At 50.1% G+C, this 18,938-nt stretch carries 19 protein-coding genes; 7 read left to right on the top strand and 12 right to left on the bottom strand.

Annotated features, from left to right (window positions below):
* Positions 1-317 precede the first annotated feature (317 nt).
* From ltrA to merR, 5 genes are all read right to left on the bottom strand, one after another.
* On the bottom strand, positions 318-1,799 hold the full coding sequence (gene ltrA, locus ACEPPP_RS19940; RefSeq protein ID WP_374089592.1) for a group II intron reverse transcriptase/maturase: 1,482 nt from the start codon (positions 1,797-1,799) through the stop codon (positions 318-320).
* Positions 1,800-2,511: 712 nt separating this feature from the next.
* Positions 2,512-3,471 carry a BsuBI/PstI family type II restriction endonuclease gene (locus ACEPPP_RS19945; RefSeq protein WP_374091073.1) on the bottom strand — a complete coding sequence of 320 codons (960 nt, stop codon included), beginning with the start codon at positions 3,469-3,471 and terminating at the stop codon, positions 2,512-2,514.
* Positions 3,450-4,946: an Eco57I restriction-modification methylase domain-containing protein gene (locus ACEPPP_RS19950; RefSeq protein WP_374091074.1), complete on the bottom strand. Its 1,497-nt coding sequence runs from the start codon at positions 4,944-4,946 to the stop codon at positions 3,450-3,452. Before ACEPPP_RS19950 ends, ACEPPP_RS19945 begins: the two co-directional genes overlap by 22 nt.
* 16 nt (positions 4,947-4,962) lie before the next feature.
* Entirely contained in the window at positions 4,963-5,508 is a 546-nt protein-coding gene (locus tag ACEPPP_RS19955; RefSeq protein WP_374091075.1) for a recombinase family protein, read from the bottom strand.
* A gap of 109 nt (positions 5,509-5,617) precedes the next feature.
* Positions 5,618-6,022, bottom strand: coding sequence for an Hg(II)-responsive transcriptional regulator (gene merR, locus ACEPPP_RS19960; RefSeq protein ID WP_374091076.1), 405 nt, complete (start codon positions 6,020-6,022; stop codon positions 5,618-5,620).
* Positions 6,023-6,086: 64 nt separating this feature from the next.
* On the opposite strand from merR, the gene ACEPPP_RS19965 reads away from it, so the two are divergent.
* The 5 genes from ACEPPP_RS19965 (at position 6,087) to ACEPPP_RS19985 (ending at position 7,875) form a co-directional block, all read left to right on the top strand.
* Positions 6,087-6,425, top strand: a complete 339-nt coding sequence (locus ACEPPP_RS19965) for a mercuric transporter MerT family protein (RefSeq protein WP_374091077.1) — start codon at positions 6,087-6,089, stop codon at positions 6,423-6,425.
* 10 nt (positions 6,426-6,435) lie between these two features.
* A complete protein-coding gene (merP, locus tag ACEPPP_RS19970) occupies positions 6,436-6,729 on the top strand; it encodes a mercury resistance system periplasmic binding protein MerP (RefSeq protein WP_374091078.1) in 294 nt (97 codons plus the stop codon).
* Positions 6,726-6,941 (top strand): GDCCVxC domain-containing (seleno)protein, encoded by a 216-nt coding sequence (locus tag ACEPPP_RS19975; protein WP_374091079.1) that lies wholly within the window; start codon positions 6,726-6,728, stop codon positions 6,939-6,941. Before merP ends, ACEPPP_RS19975 begins: the two co-directional genes overlap by 4 nt.
* A 150-nt stretch (positions 6,942-7,091) precedes the next feature.
* On the top strand, positions 7,092-7,382 hold the full coding sequence (locus tag ACEPPP_RS19980) for a DUF1778 domain-containing protein (RefSeq protein WP_374091080.1): 291 nt from the start codon (positions 7,092-7,094) through the stop codon (positions 7,380-7,382).
* Positions 7,360-7,875, top strand: coding sequence for a GNAT family N-acetyltransferase (locus ACEPPP_RS19985; RefSeq protein WP_374091081.1), 516 nt, complete (start codon positions 7,360-7,362; stop codon positions 7,873-7,875). Before ACEPPP_RS19980 ends, ACEPPP_RS19985 begins: the two co-directional genes overlap by 23 nt.
* Here ACEPPP_RS19985 and ACEPPP_RS19990 read toward each other — a convergent pair.
* The 6 genes from ACEPPP_RS19990 to ACEPPP_RS20015 all read right to left on the bottom strand — a co-directional run bounded on the left by ACEPPP_RS19990 (position 7,872) and on the right by ACEPPP_RS20015 (position 13,817).
* Positions 7,872-8,717, bottom strand: a complete 846-nt coding sequence (locus tag ACEPPP_RS19990) for a restriction endonuclease (protein WP_374091082.1) — start codon at positions 8,715-8,717, stop codon at positions 7,872-7,874. The genes ACEPPP_RS19985 and ACEPPP_RS19990 overlap by 4 nt on opposite strands.
* A gap of 184 nt (positions 8,718-8,901) precedes the next feature.
* Entirely contained in the window at positions 8,902-9,177 is a 276-nt protein-coding gene (locus ACEPPP_RS19995; RefSeq protein WP_374091083.1) for a WGR domain-containing protein, read from the bottom strand.
* A complete protein-coding gene (locus tag ACEPPP_RS20000; protein WP_374091084.1) occupies positions 9,171-9,752 on the bottom strand; it encodes a recombinase family protein in 582 nt (193 codons plus the stop codon). Before ACEPPP_RS20000 ends, ACEPPP_RS19995 begins: the two co-directional genes overlap by 7 nt.
* A gap of 336 nt (positions 9,753-10,088) precedes the next feature.
* Complete coding sequence (locus ACEPPP_RS20005) at positions 10,089-11,228, bottom strand: TniQ family protein (RefSeq protein ID WP_374091085.1); 1,140 nt, start codon at positions 11,226-11,228, stop codon at positions 10,089-10,091.
* Positions 11,225-12,133 carry a TniB family NTP-binding protein gene (locus ACEPPP_RS20010; RefSeq protein WP_374091035.1) on the bottom strand — a complete coding sequence of 303 codons (909 nt, stop codon included), beginning with the start codon at positions 12,131-12,133 and terminating at the stop codon, positions 11,225-11,227. Before ACEPPP_RS20010 ends, ACEPPP_RS20005 begins: the two co-directional genes overlap by 4 nt.
* A 7-nt stretch (positions 12,134-12,140) precedes the next feature.
* On the bottom strand, positions 12,141-13,817 hold the full coding sequence (locus ACEPPP_RS20015) for a Mu transposase C-terminal domain-containing protein (RefSeq protein ID WP_374091036.1): 1,677 nt from the start codon (positions 13,815-13,817) through the stop codon (positions 12,141-12,143).
* Between the two features lie 436 nt (positions 13,818-14,253).
* Here ACEPPP_RS20015 and ACEPPP_RS20020 point away from each other — a divergent pair, with 436 nt between their 5' ends.
* Both ACEPPP_RS20020 and ACEPPP_RS20025 read left to right on the top strand, forming a co-directional pair.
* A complete protein-coding gene (locus ACEPPP_RS20020; RefSeq protein ID WP_374091086.1) occupies positions 14,254-16,161 on the top strand; it encodes a Piwi domain-containing protein in 1,908 nt (635 codons plus the stop codon).
* A gap of 12 nt (positions 16,162-16,173) precedes the next feature.
* Positions 16,174-17,247: an SIR2 family protein gene (locus tag ACEPPP_RS20025; RefSeq protein WP_374091037.1), complete on the top strand. Its 1,074-nt coding sequence runs from the start codon at positions 16,174-16,176 to the stop codon at positions 17,245-17,247.
* Between the two features lie 529 nt (positions 17,248-17,776).
* Here ACEPPP_RS20025 and ACEPPP_RS20030 read toward each other — a convergent pair.
* Entirely contained in the window at positions 17,777-18,709 is a 933-nt protein-coding gene (locus ACEPPP_RS20030; RefSeq protein ID WP_374091038.1) for a tyrosine-type recombinase/integrase, read from the bottom strand.
* Positions 18,710-18,938 lie beyond the last annotated feature (229 nt).

The following is an 18,938-nucleotide window of genomic DNA, read 5'->3' on the forward strand; positions in this document are numbered from 1 at the left end:
AACTGATTGGTTAGCATATGATTTTCCTTTCTGTATATCATCATCGATTAGTAGCAAAGGCCGGTAGTTGCCTAATTGCTGCCATTGAATCATATCGACCGATAGACAGCAACGGGTCGTAAGAGGCCGGCCGATCGACTCAGCTCACCGCATCGCGTCAATTCTGGATGGCCTGGAGTCAGGCTTTCGCCGGGTAAGGACAAGGCATTACTGCCTTGTCCTCCCCTAAGAACGGTGCGTGACAGTTTCCCGTCACACCGCTCAAGCCTTTATAAAAGCCGAGTTAACGACCCGGCAACCTGATTACCGTACTGAAGCTATTCTGCTTGTGCTACCATTCCAGACCACATGAACGGATTTACCCGGCGTGATGCTTTACGCTGGGCAAAATAGTCGTCATAGGCGGGATCATAGGGCGATGCGTCAGCTTTGATCTTGATATGCCGAACAATCGCCACCGAGGCGGCACTGAACAAGTCCAGCGGTATGGATGCTCCTTGCTTATCCTGAATCCGTGTTGAAAACAGCCAATTTTGCAGCCCTTGGCGGCGGAAATAGCGATTCCGTTTCCAGCGGGCCGATTTGTTCGGATGTCTCCGGTTGATCCAAGCGATTAACATCAGAAAAAGCTGGTGATCAATCCTGGAAAAGCTCTTTTTGGCTACGCCATGGCGGTAGTAGTTGGCCCACCCTCTCAGTTTCGGGTTTAAAAGCCGAATCAGGTGTTCCGTCTTTACCGTGGGGTTAGTTTTGATAATGGCTCTTATATCCGCTAACAAGGACTGAATCGATTGCTTCGCAGGCTTGGTCAGCAATTTGCCTTGGTATTTGCGAATATTAAACCCGAGAAAATCAAATCCCTCACTGATGTGCGTGATCTGCGTTTTCTCCGGCGAGAGCGTTAACCCGCGCTCCAATAAAAAGGCTTCCACGGCTGGCTTGACTTGCATCTCGAGCACTTCTTTCGAAGACCCGGTAATCACGAAGTCATCCGCATAAATCACCACATTGATTTTGTGATGACGCGGTGCTGCCTTGATAGCGACTTGTTCCAGACCGGCTAACGTCATATTAGCCAGCGTTGGCGAGGCTATCCCTCCCTGTGGCGTTCCAGCCAGCGTAGGAAACATCTCTCGCTCTTCCACATAACCGGCGTCCAGCCATTTCTCCAGGATGGTTTTATCCATCGGAATGTTGGCTTTCAGCCAGTCATGACTGATTTGATCGAAGCAGGCTTTGATATCGCCCTCGAGTATCCATTGCGGTGATTGTTTGCGTGCCAGGGCGTTAAAACATTGACTGATCGCATCGGCTGTCGACCTTTTCGGCCGGAAACCGTAGGCGTTGCGATTCCCTGTCATTTCCGCCACCGGCTCCAGAGCCAGCAAATACAGGGCTTGCATGGCCCGGTCGCTCATCGTGGGGATACTCAACGGCCGTTGCTTGCCGTTTTTCTTGGGGATATAAATGCGCCGCAAAGGCTGAGCCTGATAGCCTCTGCGCCTTAACGCCAAAGCCGCCTGCAATTTCTGTTGCGGCGTCTTCCAGGTGACGCCATCGATACCGGCCGTGTTCCGGCCGCGGTTTTGCCCAATCCGTTTGACGGCTAACAGCTTTGCCGCTAACGAATGGGTGAGCAGCCATTGTAAAGCTTTCACTTTACCCCAGCGCTGCTCTCGGGTTGCCTTTGCAATACGCAGCTGCAGCCGTCTCACCTGCATTGCCACAGCCTGCCAGTCGATGGCATCCCATGATAATGCGGCTGAGGATGCACCAACAGGCATCGCTGCCGTCATCATTTGCTTTTCCTCATAGGGTCGGTTCTACCTCTTCTCTTGCAATAAAAGACCCGTCGGACGTGGGCGCACTTTCGTACCGGGTAACGTTTAAACCCGTATCCGTGCCATTACAGCACGGCTTTCGCTTCTTCCGACATCCCAAACCCGCACCGCCCTAGGCGTACCTCACGGCACGCTGTCCCGGCCAAGGCCGGGAGCGATACGGGGTTTCCACGTTTCCCTTGGGAAGTACGCCGGGTTAGGTGCCTGCTGTCGACCGGGAAGCGTGTGGGTCACGAGAACGCAGCAAATAATCGTTCTGCCCGCTTCCAATACCTTTTGGTCAAGCGTATAAACCACTTCCGCTTGTCATTAATAACGATCTTTATTACAGGTTCAGATATCTTCACCGTACCAGCTATCTAGCACTCACCTGGTTTGTGGTTACCAGGAGGGTACATCTCTCGCGATTGGTACCCCACATGACTACCGTCATGCTTCGTTACGTTGTCAAGGCAGCTCTTTATTCATGCCCCTAGATTCACCCGGTGACACGGGTGGTTTCCAACAGCCTTGTGGAAACAACTTCTCCAAGCGACCTCGTGTCGCAAATTTGCAATTAATTCGAGCCCAAAATGGCGTTAAATGCGAGCCCGACCGATTTCAAACGCGAGCCGCTACAAGTAAGTGTCATATTTTCCTTTTAATTTAAGTAATCTGCCATGCCAGAGTTTTAGCCGGTTGTCTCGTTCTTATAGGGACCGAGAAACCGTTCCCCGTTAAAGTGGATAAGATGCGAAGGGGCTTCCGATAACCAGACTTCCGTTTCCCACGCGATTTCTGGCAGGTAGCGAGCCATCAAAGATTTTGTTGGGAAGGCGGTAACATAAACCAAACCTGCAGACGATCCGGCGAACAGCCGCGTAAGTTCGGCGTGGCGTTTGCCGTCTACGGGTCCGTGACTGGTCACGGATTCAATCAGCAAAAGCCAGTTTCTATCGGTGTCCCAAATCACGACATCCGGCATTTTGCCGTGGGAATCGACGACAACGCCCAAAGACTCTAATAAGGTTTTGTCGAAATAGCCCCATTTATCGCCCGTATCTCCCGCATAAATTAACTTACCCCCCGGCGCATAGCGCGGGGCAAAATCTTCGATAATCGCCTTGATGAGTTCGCTATGGTCTCCGGCGCTGATTTTGATTTCCTGATCCGGCGAAATTTGCACCGGAAGGAGCCTTTGCGTTCTTTCCATTGCGTATCGCGCTGCGAGTGTTTTGCGGATAGAAAGATAGCGTTTAAGAAATATCTCCCATGACTTGCTGCCATAGGTTTTCAAAAGCGCAAGCGCTTCCGGTTCTATCTGATAAACAGCTTTGGGGCTATTTACGGGGCGAGTCGGATTGTCAGGATTGTAGAGCGCGATGCCAGCATCGACAAATTGATGCATCGTTTGCCGCCGGAATGTTTCTCTGGTGTTCGGTGCGTATTGTTTGCTGTAGTGGTCGCGGCTGAAATCCATCATCGGGGTTATCCCGATAAGCGGGTTTTCAGCTTGCGCCCATGATTTATCGGCAGTCAGATTGAGAAGCGCTAAAAGACAAAGCGCGGATCGTTCGTTTTGTTGAGCGCGGGGAAGACCCAAAGCGCCCAAAATTTGTAAGGCATCCGTTATATTTTTGTGTTCAGCCATGTAATCAATTCCAATCCCTTATCGAAGGTTTTTTGCGAGAGTTCTAGTTGTGCTTTAGTCCATTGTCCAAGCCGGATCAATGTTTCACGGCTTGGGTACTTCATCGTTCGCAAGTCAGTTGCATTGACTTGCGTATGTCCACTGAAACGGCGGAAATTTTCATCAACCGCCGTCGAATTTAAAAACGCCGCCAGTCCAACCGCTAAATCTTCAGGAAGTCCTTTTTTCTGGAAGTGAAAAACATTCAGATGGTTTTCAAAGCCCAAAACGGGAGCATCGAACGTATTAGAAAGAACAACGCTAGCGACCACACGGCGCTTTTCTTCTTTCGATGAAAACCGCCGGACGACGACATAGCACCCGTTTGGATATAACCATTTTTCGGTTTCAGGGGTTCGCCGTATGGCATTTGGTTTGCGTGAGTCCTTTTTCGGATACTCGACTGAACAACCAGAAAAATGATTGGGATATAACAGTGGCACGGCACCCGTTTCCGGTTCGGCACAGAGAAAATCTTTTACTCGAAAATCGACGACCGCGCCGGTTGAGACTTCAAGACCAATATCTTTCAAGGAATGAATGATTTCTGCGGAAAGCTCGATTTCGTTATGTTCTGGGGAAGTCGGAACGTGAATGAATTTTTCCGGGTCATTCATGAATACAATGCGCTCGAACGGATAACGATGCAGCTTATAGTCTGCAAAGCTATCATCGAAGGACGTTGAAACCGTGACCTCGCCTTGAGGCGCATTTTTCTCAAGAGTGATGATGACGTTTTCTTGTAGAACGGCATCTTCCTTAAAAGCCTTGTTTCTTGAGTCGAACAGGTGAATATGTTTTAGCGCCGTCTTCTTGAGCAGAGATTCACGAAAAGACCGATAGTAAGCACCGTTGCAAAAGCTCCGTGGAATAATGGCAACGATTTCCCCGCCCGTTTCCATTAGTTCGATAGTAAGGGCGACGAAAGCCGAATAAAGATTGACGGTTTCGATGCCGACTTGACGTAACAAGTGACGATGTTGAGAGGCGCTATTAATTTTTTTATAGGGTGGATTAAGTATTGCGTGCGTGAAGCCAGCTCCCTGCCCGCTTTGCAGACGTTTTACGGCTTCGACAATGAAATCCCTCTGAATGGCGTTCGCTTTGAGAGGGAGTTTTCCGGCATATTCGGTCAGAGTACGGGACAGATGTGCATGTAAAACATCGTCAATTTCATAGGTTGTAACTTCGGCTTGCTTAAAATCGAATCCGCCGGATACCCAGCGATCCAGAAATGCGGAAGTGAGCGATCCGACCCCTGCCCCCGCATCTAATAAACGGCAGGTCTGCAGGGTTGAAGGACGGAATTGAGCCGCCATAAAACGGGCAACCGGCAAAGGTGTCATGAATTGCCCAAGATTGGATTTTTGCTCTTGGGAAATATTCCGACCGACATCTTTTCTGATGGTGTCTACAAATTCGAGGTTTGAAAGCATGGTTTGGTGATATTTCCTAAGCGCTAATGGCTTTATACAGCGTTGACCGTGCGACGTTAAGCAGTTTCGCCACGGTTGCGGGGCTTTCCCCGTCGTCTATCAATTTGCGAGCATGCTTGACTTGTTGTGCTGTCAGCTTGGGCTTGCGACCCATTTTAACACCACGCGCTTGCGCCGCCGCCCTCCCCGCTTTTGTGCGTTCTTGAATTAAAGAGCGTTCCAGTTCCGCCAGTATCCCGATCATCTGCCACATCGCCAGACCGGTCGGGGTTTTGGTGTCGATGGATTCGATCAGCGATTGAAATTGAATCTTGCGGTCTTTCAGATCGTCGAGGAAGGCGATGAGGTCGTGCAGCGACCGACCGAGCCGGTCGAGCTTCCACACGATCAAGACATCATCGGCATTGAGCGCGGCGAGGCATTTGTTCAATTCAGGACGTTGCCGCTTTGCGCCACTGGCTTTATCGACATAGATTTTTTGGCATCCTGACCTTTTCAGAGCATCAAGCTGCAAATCGGGGTTCTGGTCATCGGTCGAGACACGCGCATAGCCTATTTTCATGCGCTCATTTTCGGACAGATTTATCGGACATGCAAGCCTTTGATTTTATGAAGGCAAACTATTGTCCGAAAAATCCATATTTTTCGGACAATGTGGTTTTATCACGTGTTCATACAGTTTTAAGAAGGGCAAGGATAATCGGACATGAAACGGAATCGGGATTGCTCGCGCAGCCCTCGACCAAATCGGATAGAGCAGCTTCCATTACCTTGAGTCCTTCGATGCGCTCGTGTATCGAAACCAGTTTTCTCTGGGCGATTTCTTTAGCTTCTCGGCAATGCCGTCCATCTTCCAGACTCAACAATTCTGCAACCTCATCCAGCGTAAATCCGAGTTTCTGTCCTTGCTTGATAAACAGTATCCGCTGGGCGTCGCGCTCCGTGTAATGCCGGATCCCGTTGAATGGCTTGACGGGTTGTCTTAGCAAATGGCGGCGCTGATAAAATCGGATCGTTTCGATGTTAACCCCAGCCTCTTTTGCCAGTTCGCCAATCGAAAAAAATTTCTGTGCCATGGTCTTGCTCCGTACTTAAGTACGGATGTTATTTTAAGCGCATTGACACTCAAAAGGTATCGTCATGAATTCAAAACAAACCCTGATCGCGAGCGTTCTCGCCGGAATCGGCGCAAGCCTGTGTTGCGTCGCGCCTTTAGCGTTGTTAAGCCTCGGCATTGGCGGCGCTTGGGTGGCGACCCTCACCGCCTTCGAGCCGTTGCGCCCGATTTTTCTGGGATTAGCCGCGCTCTTCATTGGTCTGTCGTTTTACAAGCTCTATTTAATAGAGCCTTCGTGCGAAGTCGGAAAACCCTGCGCCGATGAAGAAGTCATCCGCAAACAGCGTTTCATCTTTTGGGGCGTGACGATCCCTTTATTAGGGCTGCTGGCATTTCCGTGGTTCGCCCCGTTGTTTTATTAAGGAAAATCCGATGAAAACCAAAATCCTTCTATTATTTTTTGCGTTTGCCGTTACATCCGGTGCGGCGCTGGCCGCATCGCGTACAGTCACGCTCGATGTCCAGAACATGACCTGCGCCGTCTGTCCGATCACGGTCAAGAAAGCGCTCGAACACGTTTCCGGCGTTCAGCAAGTGACTGTCGATTATGCGAGTAAAACCGCGACGGTAGAATTCGACGATGCAACAGTATCATCCCCCGATCAATTAACCGAAGCCACAAAAAACGCGGGATATCCGTCTTCGGTTAAGGCAGAAAAAAAATGAGTGCTGTAATTCTCGAATCGACCATTACGTGTCCGCACTGCGGTCATGCCGAAACAGAAACCATGCCGACCGATGCCTGCCAGTTTTTCTATGATTGCAAGGCGTGCGGGGCTTTGCTGAAACCCAAGAAAGGCGATTGCTGCGTGTTTTGCTCCTATGGCTCCGTCAAATGTCCGCCGATCCAGCAACATAAATCTTGTTGCTCGGGATAGGAAAAAACAACGGTTATCTGGCGAGTTGTCCGAAAAATCCTTGTTTTCGAGAGAGCGCAGATTGTTCTAAAAATCGTGTTTTTGAGATACTGGTTATGTACTGGTAATGTGTGTACATTTATGCTAGATTAGCAAAAGGAGGTAACCGATATGAAAACAACCAAACGCAGCGACCGGATTGATCTCCGGATTGATCCGAAAGCCAAAGAAGCGCTGCAAGCGGCCGCCTTGCTTAAGCATAAAACGGTCAGCGAGTTCATTCTGGAAAATGCACTTAGCGCGGCCAATGAGGTGTTGGCGGATCGCCGGCATTTTGTGCTGAATGCCGAACAATGGGAGGCGTTTCAGGCGGCGCTCGACGCCTCGCCGCGAGCCCTGCCGCGGCTTGAACGCTTGATGAGGGAGCCCGGTTTCTTCGATGCCCCTGCCGCGGAAAACTAATCCGCGCATCGAGAAGCTGCAACGCACCCATGACGTTGAGGCTTTCGATTGCGGGCAAGAACATCTCAACCTGTATTTGCAGCGTTATGCACTGATGAGTCAACGCGCGGACGGGGCGCAGACTTACGTTGGCCTGGCAGATCATGTCATCATCGGTTACTACACACTCCTCGCTGGCAGCGTCGTCTATGAAGATGCCCCCGAGCGGTTGACCAAAGGCCTCTCCCGTCAGCCCGTTCCGACGATGTTATTAGGCCGTTTCGCGGTGGATCTTGCCTGGCAAGGCAAAGGCGTCGGCGCCGGCCTCTTGCGGGACGCCATGCAGCGCACCGCGCAGGCGGCGGATATTGTTGGCATTAGGGCCTTATTGGTTCATGCCAAGGACGACGCGGCAAAAAGTTTTTACGAACATTTTAATTTCTTCCCTTCTGCAACAGACCCGTATCACCTCTTCCTTTTGATTAAGGACATCCGCAGAGCCATGGGACTTTAAGAGCGCGAGAGAATCCCCCGACAACCGGGAAAGCGCGAACAGCCCCAGAAGGTGCTGCCGGCATGCGTGCCTTTCGTAGCATGGCGGATCACCATCGTGGATCCACATTTGGGGCATGATGGTGAAGCCAGCGGCTGTGTAGCGGTCGTCGAGTGGCCTGCCGGCGGTGTTGTCTGTGCCGCGCGGGTTTCGCTCAGCAAGTAAACTAATTTTTCGCCATCGATTAAGGCAATATTACTGGCCTCCGCGAAACGTCGCGCTTCGTCCGTGAAGACGCCGGAGGTGACGAGATAGCCGCCGGCCGCGCCCCGCGTGACCATCACGCCCAGAAGTTCGCGCACGACATTGACGCCGACTTTGTAGGCCTTCCAGTGCTTGCATTGCACCAGGTAGGTCTCTCCCGCCTTTGTCAGGATCAGATCCACGCCTCCATCGGCGACGCCGCCGGTTTCGGTGACCGTATAGCCTTGCCGGCGAAACCACTCGCCGACCAGCATCTCGAATTCACGCCAAGTGATGCCGTTGAGAGCGCTTTTGCCGGGTTGCTTGGTGACCGACTGAAAAAGATTCGCGCGTTTCTTCCGCTTGATGATTGAAGCGAACGAGCCGATTCCAAAGGCCAGCGGCACAAGATATTGGCCGAAAGTGGCGAGGGTTTTGATCATCTGGCCCGTCACCATCGAACCGAGCTGCTTCGTATCGGTGATCACAGGCACGGGGATACCGGCATAATAATGCATAACGACATAAGAAACCGCCGCCAGGCTCAACGACAACCACCAGGGCAATGCCGCCGCGATTTCAATGAGATCTTCAAATGCGCTGTTTTTTCTTCTGGCCATAAAGTTCGGTTGGGCTTGAACGCTAGGACCTGAGTATAGTTTATGTTTTTGCCTGTGTCGTGCTTTCTCGCCCTATCCCAGGGAGGTTTGGAGCCAGATCGTGAGATGAGAAAAAATCAGAAGCCGCGCAGTCTCTGGCTTTTAATCATCGCCTTACTGGATGTGCGGCGCCTAGAGGGCGCGTTCATTGATCTGAATCCCGTAGGGCACGGATCTTATAGGCCACGCCGATGCGCTTCGGAGCCGATTGCCGGCGTTTAAGCGCTTTTTGGACATAGTTGAGCGCCTCGTCCTCGTTATCGACGACCGTGACGATCGTTCGTCCTTTCCCTCCGATCCGTCCATACGTGGTTTCCACGACCCAGTTTCCGAAGAGGTCTTGGCCATAGGCGATCGAATAGGCACGGTGAATATTCCGGCTGGCATCCTGCGCTTCAAGATAAGCGACCGGTGTCAGCATGATTCGGTCTCCTGAATTGCTCCCCTGCCTCCCGGCAGATGTCGGTATAACGTAGAAGGGGCTACACGAAGACGTTTGGCTACCTCTTCCATCGTAATCTCCGGATCAGACAGCATGGCCTTCGCTGCCGCCAGGTCCTTGGCGACCAAGGCCGGCGGACGTCCGCCTTTTTTACCTCGGGCGCGGGCGGCTTCTAGGCCGGCTTTCGTGCGCTCGCGGATAATCGAACGTTCAAACTCCGCCAAGGCACCGAACACATGAAACACCAATTTGCCGCCGGCGGTCGTAGTATCAATTGCTTCAGTCAAGGAGCGCAGTCCAATGCTCCGGCTTTCCAGTAACTCCACTGTTTCGATCAATTGCTTCAGGGATCGGGCCAAGCGGTCCAGCTTCCAGACCACCAGGCAGTCCCCTGCCCGGAGATAGTCCAGCGCGGCTAATAGCTCCGGCCGATCACGCTGGGCACCGGATGCTTTTTCGACAAACATCTTTTCACAGCCGGCTACTTTGAGAGCGTCGAGCTGCAGATCGGGATTTTGGTCTTGCGTGGAAACGCGGGCATAACCGACAAGCATACAACCTCCGAAAACTCATTCGCAGTATGAGTTATTCAGAAATAAGTTTCAAGACATAGTTATAAGAATTAGAGGGATAACAGAAAGTTAGCGTTTGTGTCATTTTCAGAAGTCGTTTGCACAAAATGTCAAAAGTCGATTGCACGACTTAAGATGGCCTCGTTCGGTAGTGCTATATGAGGTTAGGCGGCCTACGTTACTCGGCTTAGAGCCAACCGTACAAGAGTGATTGTAATGTATCTCATGGCGAAATAAAGCAATGTTTTATATACAATCAAGCAAGATCCAAATCCGTAACACTCTCCGTCATCTGACATATAAAGGGCAGCGAATGCGTTAAATGTGATCCCCCATTGAAGGAATACCAATTTCAGATAGCAATGCTTGGGTCCGTCGAATGAATTCGGCGGTCCGGCATCCTAACGTAATCGCGTTGAAAAGTGCTTGGGCGGCTTCTGGGTTATGTCGGGCAGATGCAACAGCTTCTTCCGCGGCGGCCAATGCCATTTCCCAATGATTGAGCTGTTTCGTCGAACAATGACCCTCATCGATCTTCTTCGATGGTTCGGGCCGCAGCAGTTTTGCCTGCTCGCCCTGAGCAATCAGGCGCCCAGTTTCAATTAGGTGCATGGCGGTGGCCGTCGCTTCCAGCATTTGAAGCTGTATGTCTAAGGACAAGGTTTCGTAGGGTTGCCAAATACGTCTCCCGGCACGTACAGGGTAGCCGCAGCTTTCCCAAATAAAACGAATATCTTGTGCTTGTGATGAACACCGTGAAAGCGGCGTATTAAGTTCCTCCAACACAGTGCGCAGTAACCGGAACCAGAGGCCGGCATGTATGGATCGGTTTGGCAGCTTAACCTGCCCCATGGATAATGCTTGCCAAGTGCGGCGATCCATCTTTGTAATATTTTTATTGGCCGGGCGAGATAATTTCTCCGTTTCCCAGCCAATAAAGGTATTAGATACGCCAAAATAAGGCTCTAGCCAGCACCCATGTTGTGGGCAGCTGAGTAGCAGCGGCAGTTGCCACATCAGTAGCCAAACTTTATTTTCTGACTGGCCAATACATTCTGGACAAGCTCTTCGGATCGCCTGCTTAGGTAACCAGGCTGTCCAACAGGATACGATGCGTGCCGGTCGCTTGTATAGCGGCAACAGCACCGAGAATTGGCGTGAATAGGCGTCGAATGCCAAAGGATCAGGATCAAGGCTATCTAACAACCATGGCGTCCAACCCGCTAAAGTCATGCTACGCAGCAGAGCTAATTCAACGCCACTGCGCTGAGCCAGCATTTCCAACAATGCAACCGGCGGCCGGAGATCCAGATCATGAGTTTGATTGAAATTTAAATCGTGTTGCAATAAATCCCGCACATTCATCTGGTAGCAGCAGGCAATGCGATGCAACCATGACGACAGGGCTTCTCCTTCTCGGGGGGCGGGATGGAGCGGCCAACGGCGGAGCGGTTTCACAGCAGTTCACGCTCAAATTGCCGCCGACGTTCGCTTGGGCCGGCATAATCGGCCAAGGTTAGCGTGCGATGATTAATAGCCTCCTCGCCACTTTCCACCGCCGCTACGGCAGCGGCCGTCAGGAGATGTGCCAGCTCGCCTATGGTGCCCTCACTCCGCGTCAGCAGATAACGAGCCATATCGGGTGTGGCAATGTGGGAACGACGGCGTAGAGGGAATACAGCGGCAAAACTAGCCAGCAGAGAATAGCTTTCATCGTTTACCTCCCATAAAGGCAAAACAATAGGCTCAAAGCGGTTCTCCAGCTGGTCATCGGAGCGAATGGCCAGATAAGCCTCGCGTGTCCCCACGCCCACCAGCGGAATGTGTAGTTCGTTGCCTAAAAACCGCAGCAGATTGAGGAATTCTCGGCGATGGTTGATTTGACCGGCCAGCAAGTTATGCAATTCGTCAATCACCAGGATTTTCACCCCTACTCTGCGCAATAGAGACAGAGCTAATTGTTCCAATGCAGGTAGACGAGTACCGGGTCGTAACGGTGCCCCCATCGCTGTCAGCAGCGCTACATATAAACGTAATACCGAAGGCTCGGATGGCATTTGCAAGCACAACACCGGAATGTGTTCCTGATCATCGCTGGAGATGGCTGGATGTTGACGGCGGAATTTTTCGATGATCATCGACTTGCCGTTATTCGTTGGCCCAATCAGTAGGAGATTGGGCATGCGCTGTTTGCGGGGCCAGTCATACAGCATTTCTAGTCGATTGATTGTTTCAAGTGCGCGAGGGTATCCGATCCAATGATCAGAACGGATACGTTGAATACGCTCATCCGTAGGGAGGCCGGCCAAGGCTTGGGCCGAGGGAATCAGATGAGACTGATCGATGGCAGAATATTCGTTCATGATTACATTACCACTCCTCGATTTGTTCGAAAGGCGCTGCAGGCGGCATATTTTCTGTCTGGTCTTCAGGCGTCACCTCTATCGGTGGAACCGGCTTATCCGGGGGCGCAACCGATCTAAGATGTTGACGGCGTTCAACATTCCGTCGAGCTTTACGTGTTGTTTGCTGAGCGGTATGAGCAATATCTCGCATCTGCTGGATCATGTGAAACAGCGCTGTTTCATCAACTTGATCTCGCCCCTTTTGGCGTAGCTTGGCTAGTGCCTGACGCTGTTCCCACAAGGTTACAGCCGGGTGAGACAGAGTGCGATAGGGAATTTCCAGATAATGCTGAGTATCAGGATCTAATACCCAAATCCTGCTGATGTCACGTGGATCGCGTCGAATCAGAAACTGAGGCAAATTACCTCGCCGTGCAATCCAAGGCTTCAGGGCGTCGGAGAAATAATGGATGTGATCGATGGTGAAGCCAGTGCGTGTCAATGTCCGACGAATGACCGGCAGGAAATCCACCAAGAACGCCGCAGCATGAGTGATAACAGGAGGTGCGCCGCTGCGGGCAATACCTTCGGCCCAACGCATGGCGGGCGTTTGTAGCAAGCTGCCATGAACGGTATGGTGATAACTGGCCACCGCGAGGGCAACCCAGCGCTCCAATTCAAGCAGCGTCAGCACTGCCAGTTTTGTTGAATCGTAATGGCCACGTTGATTTGGGTTGGAGAATGTAGTGCCAGGCAATTCATGTACCAACTGCATCATGGTACCAATGACTCGTTCCACAATGCCGCCGTATTGGGGTTGCCCGGGCGGGCGGTAGTTGAGCTGAATGCCATGTTGTTCGCAACCGCGGCGTAGCGCTTCGCTTTTAAATTCAGAGGCGTTGTCCAAATACAGCATTTTTGGCTTACCGCTCATCGGCCAATCGGCTTCCACGCCTAGCCTTTCCAACCCCGGGCGTTTATCGCAGGCGATGTGTGTCAGACAAAGGCCGACCGATACAGCGGACGGCGGTTCCAGAGTGACCACAATGCCTACCAAGCAGCGGCTGTACACATCAATAGCTACGGTTAGATATGGCCGCCCAATTGGTTGCCGGTCGCGTTCATCGACAATCATCAGGTCGATCACCGTATGATCGATCTGAACTTGCTCCAGAGGAACTGATACTTCAGGAGGGATGCCACCAGCTGACTGTAAAGATCTAACCGCCTCTGCCCCTTCTCGGCTGCGGCCCACCTGCACAGGGTTCAGCATAGCTATTCGTAGCGCAACTGTATTGCGGGCTGGAACAGGCAAGCCTTGTGCTTTGCAGGTTTGCACGATGCGGCGATAGAGCATTGCTAAACTGCACTTCTGCCGGATCAGGAAATGCTTATGTATAAAATCTCTGATGATGCGCTCGACCGGTTCGGACAGGCGTCTCTTGCCTTTGCCTCCACTGGATTTGCCGGGAGCCAAATCTGTCACCAAACCTGTGCCTTGTCGATAACGTCTGATTAGCAAGTACACTTGTCGACGAGACACGCCCAAGTGCTCGGCGGCGTCATCGGCCGCCTGACGGCCAATGGTCTCCAATGCCGCTAACGGGACAATGAAACGAGCCCGTCGACTTGCCAATTCCCAGGTATCATCGGACAGTGTGAGCAAACCCTGTTCAACGACAGGAAATGTATCGGGTTCCATGCCTAAGCCTCATTTTTGTGCAGAGGAGTTTTAAGCATAAACAAGAACTGTGCAGACGACTACTGATTTGTGATGGCTCAATAGTCCTCTGCACAAGGCGGTTCTAAGCCAATGAAATGGTGCAAACGACTTCTGAAAATGACAGTCTGTCATTTTGACTTTACGCATTTACGAAGGAATCCTTACTGTCAGCCATTTTCAGAAGACATCTGCACGGAATATCAGAAGTCAATTGAACCACTCATTGCTTCGGTATGAAGTCGGCCACTGATTCTGATAGCAAAACCCTCACCACTTCCGATAGAATTGCTCCACTAACGCGACTGTCGGCCTTCGCCCCCAAAAGCGACTTTCACAGTGATTTTTTGATAGTCTGCTTAATGATGTACAGCAGACAGTCGCTAAGATAAAACTAGCAATAATGAGGTCTAATTTGGTGACATCTGATGATAAAGTTGCTCTAAATTTCCTGGAAATCGCAAATCAGCCATTTCAGGTAAGCTTCTATTTTAAGAAGGTGGTAGACACTGAGCAACCGTGTCCCTATCCAAACGTCAAAAGATATAACCTTCCCGGAGATTTGAATAATCTCAATAGTAAATTTGAACCGTATTTTATTTCGGAAACGGCACTTGAAGGTTTCGAGTCCGTAACCATAAGTTCGGCGGTCAATAACGTTTTGACTGTTCATAAGTTGTTTGAAAATTTGGTGCATAAATGCAAACAAACCTTGCGTGAAGGTACTGATTTTACTGTGGAGGATAGTTTCAGAAAAAAAGTAAATTTCATAATTTCATCGTCTAAACTCGGTTACGAGGAAATATGGATGGAACCATATTTCCTGAACGTGTCCCAGAAGTTCGGATTCCTTATAGGCTTTCATTTCAACTTGGCTGATGGGCAACCATTCAACAAAGCTATCCAACAGAAGAGCCTGAGTTTAGGTCTTGACGGCAGAGAAAACATCAACTTTTACGCAGATATTTATAAAAAACTGCAATTTTTCATCGGCCATTTCAAGTCGCGAATTTTTCCTCTTGAACAAGGAACCGACCTGATGGCTTCGTTCAAGGAAATTACTAGTAAACACTTGGAAGCCAAGAAGTACATTTTCTGTAATGACCGGGTAGATACATCCCAATTCCAGGGCATCAAGAAACATGGCCCTCTTGTTAAAATTGCAGACAACAGCCTCATTTGCTTCATGTACCGCCCTGAAGACAAGCCCTTTTCCTACGAGTTATTCCATGCCCTGCGAGGCGACAAGTTCGGTACTTTCCCCGGCATGGAGGCTATGTTCTCCTTCTCTCTGGGGAAGGAGCATGTAACCGGATTTCCTTTGGCAGATTATTCTCAAAAAACTATTGCCACCGCTATTAACCACCTAAAAGCGATTGCAGTCGATAGGCCGGCTTTACCCTTATTGTTGATTCCATGGTCAAGGATGGAGTGCACGCCCGAAGAAGATGACACCTACTACCGCATAAAGCATCAGTTCCTGTCGGAGGGATTGCCAACTCAATTCGTCAGTCTTCAGAGAATGCGGGCACGTGATGGCCTTAAATGGTCAATCTCGAATATCGGCCTAGGGGCTTTCAGTAAACTCGGCGGATTACCATGGAAGTTACAACCCTATCATGAAAAATGCCTGATAGTCGGTATCGGACAGGCCCATAGGAGACAAAACGATGGCACAATAACCCGGTACTTTGCCTATTCTGTTCTATCTGATTCCAGCGGTTTGTACGATAGCATTAAAATTCTATCCAAGTCTGAACAGAAGGATGCCTACCTCAATGGCCTCACGGAAAATATTAAAGGCGTCATCAACAGCATGGCGGCAAAATATGACAAGTTCATTATCCATACACCGTTTAAGCTCAAATCTGATGAAGTTGAAGCCCTGAAGGCCGGGTTGACGGATGTCGCTGAGAAAGAAATCGTTGTAATGAAATTCAACGAGCATAGCAAATATTTTGGGTTTTCTCCCGGTAACAACAGCAAAGTACCGTTTGAAAGTTCATGTGTCCCACTGGGGGGAAGGCAATATCTCGTTTGGTTTGAAGGGCTGCAATACCACAACCCAACCCTCCGCCGTCGCATTGCCAAACCCATGCATATTGAGTTTATCTATTCTAGCAACAAGGATTTAAACAGCAACGATGAAACTAACTACCTTCAGGACGCTATAAATCTGTCGGGAGCAAACTGGCGCGGGTTTAATGCCAAAACATCACCAGTATCGATATATTACGCAAAAATAATCGCTGATTATATTGGCTGTTTCGACAGACTTGGTCTTCCAGAAATAGACATTGAAAACATGCCTCCGTGGTTCCTATAAAAGGAGTTCTCCATGCAATTCAGAAAAGATGAGGTAATTTTTCTTCTCGGTGCCGGGGCAAGTGTTGATGCCGGAATTCCCGCATCTTGCGGCATGATTAACAAACTGGAAGATCTTCTCAAAACTGCATCATGGAAAGAATTCGCACCCTTATACAATTTCGTTAAGTCCGCAATAATTTACGGGGATGGAATCAAAGGGAAATTCGAGTATGCAAATTTCAACATTGAGCGACTGGTAAATACCCTTGATGAACTCAGGAAAAGTGATGAGCACCCACTATTTCCTTTTATCGGCTCCTGGAACCCAAAACTGCCGGAAGTCACGGAAAATAACTTCGAAAAACTTGGAATCTTCCGTAAAAAGATTGTTGAGGAATTGAGTCAGCAATGGGTTCATTCCGAATACGATGAGCATTCCCAGTATTTTGATGGCTTGTCCAGATTCCAAAAGGACTATCAGCATTTGCTGCGTGTCTTTACGCTGAATTATGACCTTTGTGTGGAGAAGTCCTGCAAGCAGGCCGGTGTCGAGCGAGGATTCGGAGAGGATAAATATTGGGATTGGAAAATATTTGAAAATGAGGCTCAGCTTGAAAGCAATATCTTTCTCTACAAACTCCATGGCTCTATAGACTGGATACGTGACGATCGAGGTAAACTCACCTACAAGGACAAAGGCATCCCATCTGAGCAAATAGAAATAATTTTCGGTACGACCTACAAGCTGCAGTATATTGATCCATTCCTGTTCTTTGCCTATGAGTTCAGGAAGCGGCTTATGACCGAAGCTCAACTGTTGGTATGCGTCGGCTATGGTTTCGCTGATGAACATATCAATGGAATAATCACTCAGGCGCTAAACGGCGACCATTCCCGCAAAATGCTAGTCATTACACCCACTAAACCGGACAAGGTTGCCGAAAACTTGCAACATATCAGAAATACCCTGAAATTAAGCTGCAATGACAACGTCATCCTATGGAATCTTACAGCCAAGGATTTTTTTAACGATAAATTGACAGTCAAAGAGTTGGCAAAGATTTTCCCGAATGAAGAAGCGCCATTCGAAGAAATAATTAGTTGATATTTCAGCGCGAAAACCATGCCGAGTCTTGATATATCAAAGATGAAAGGCGAAGATCACAACCAACTTATTGGAGGAAATTTGGGCAGCTACCGGGGAGAGATCCATGAAAAACTAAGTGAGGGAGGCTTGCGCTATTTGAGTTTAAAAATACCATGCAAATGATGGCTCTAGGCCTATCGCCCACATATCAGCAATCTGTTCGTCAGTGACTTCGCTCCGAAATTTTTCCAATCATTTGCGCGATGATCGCTTCCGTTTCCATGTGTAGTGATAATTTTGAGGTCATTGTAGTTGGCGTGCCCCAGTAGAGGTAGAACTGCCCGGCGAGCCTCTAGAAATCGGCCGTTTTTAGGATATTATTCCTGAGTTGATACCTTTCTTCCGCTTAACCTCGCTCAATGCTTTTCCAACTATTACCGCATCATCTGGATGAGGAAGATACCAGGCGTAACGTACATTTGATTAAACCGGTGCAAGTTCTTGTCGGGATCGTGACGTTCGAGGTAAATCGGGTCCATAGCAGACCTTAAATATCAGCCACCAATTTAGATAGCCTTTCTTGCCCTGCATGCGTGTATATCTGCGTCGTCGCGATGCTCTCGTGCCCGAGCAAGGCCTGAATATCGACCAGCTGCACGTCCTTTTCCAGCAGCCTGGTCGCGTAAGTATGTCTGAGTTTGTGCGGCGTGATCTTTTTCTCGATGCCGGCCTTGTCGATCAGCTTCTTCAGATAAAGCCGCGTGGCCTGAGCCCCGGCCGGCTTGCCGCCTGGCTTCTTGGCGAACAAATATTCATCCTGCGTCTTGCCGGCGATCGATAAAGCCAACACCCGGCCGAACGACTCCGGCAATGGGACTTGTCGTTCCTTATTGCCCTTCCCGATCACGCGCACCGATTTGGCGACGCCGTCGACCACGCGAATGTGGTTCACTTTCAGGCCCAAGGCCTCGCTGATCCGGAGGCCCGACTTCTGGATCAGCTCGAACAGCAGCTCGTAACGCTGCCGGACCTTCAAAGCGGATTCGCGGCTGCGGCCGAAGACATTGTCGGGGATGTCGTCGTAATTGCGCGTGGCCTTGTTCAGAGCGTTCTGCTCCTCGACTTCGAGCCAGACCGGAATGCGGCGGGGGCGTTTGGGCTTCTCGACTTGATAGACCGGGTCGTCGGCGACCAGGTTGTTCCGCTTCGCCCATTTATAAAAAGTGGCGAGACAGGACACCTTGCGAGCGACCGCGTGCGGCCCTACCCCTTCGCGCGACAAATACGAGACGAAGTTTTCCAGATCGGTCGGCTTGCAGCTGCGCCAATCGAGCTTGGCGTCGCCCAGCCAGCGGAACCAGATGCCGAGATCGGAATTGTAGTTGTAGCAGGTCGCGTCCGAGTGGCCCTTGGTGTATTTCAGGAAGCCAAGGAAATCTTTCCGGGCTTGCTCGAAGGAAGTTTCGTTTTGCTGGGTCATCTCGTCTCCATGCCGCGTTTCAAAACCTGATCGGGATTTTCGGGCTCCGGCCGGTGGAGCCTTGCTTTCTAAAATTACTATTTTACCTAAGTTTTATGGGAATGCAAAAAAGGTAGTATTAAGGCGCCGCGCAAAAAAAAAGCCTATTAAGGACAACAAAAACACAAAGATATGATATGAAATCATATCAAACTACCTAAAACATTTATTTTAAATAGAAGCTGTCCGA

It is taken from the genome of Methylomicrobium lacus (assembly GCF_041897535.1).
GTDB lineage: Bacteria > Pseudomonadota > Gammaproteobacteria > Methylococcales > Methylomonadaceae > Methylomicrobium > Methylomicrobium lacus_A.